Here is a 476-nt window from a genome sequence, read left to right as displayed (position 1 = left end):
AAGGGAACCTTGTATTAATAGCGGAAACACTGATAAGAAATAATGTAGGAGAAATAAAATCCAAAGGAGATATATATGGAGAAGTACGAAACGGAAGATTTGAGAATATAGGAATATCGGAAGCAAATATAAAAGAAGTAATAAGAGAAGTAGCGGTAGGAGTAGAGGAAACAGGCTATAGAGGGAAAAGATTCGGAGGAATTGGAAGAAAAAACAAGAGAGGTAAAACAGAAAAGATAACAGAGAAAGTATTAAATATATATACGGAAGATTCAGACATAATAAGTGAGGGGAATATATTAATAAAGGCAGAAAAAGGAGATGTTGTAAATAAAGACGGGGGAAGAATAGAAGGTAAAGGAATTTCCATAAAAGCGGTAAATGTATATAATATAGGGAAATATGTAGAAGATGAAAAAGACAGGAGATCGGTGATATTGGCACCGGGAGGAAGGATAAAAGGCTCCGATGTATAT

The 476-nt window shown here is 34.2% G+C and carries 1 protein-coding gene; it reads left to right on the top strand.

Annotation, left to right across the window (positions count from 1 at the left end):
* Positions 1-476, top strand: a 476-nt coding sequence (locus tag EII29_RS12360; RefSeq protein ID WP_158612547.1) for a hypothetical protein, incomplete at both ends; no start/stop codon positions are given.

Source organism: Leptotrichia sp. OH3620_COT-345, assembly GCF_003932895.1.
Taxonomy (GTDB): domain Bacteria; phylum Fusobacteriota; class Fusobacteriia; order Fusobacteriales; family Leptotrichiaceae; genus Pseudoleptotrichia.
This window is presented reverse-complemented; position numbering and strand designations above follow the sequence as displayed.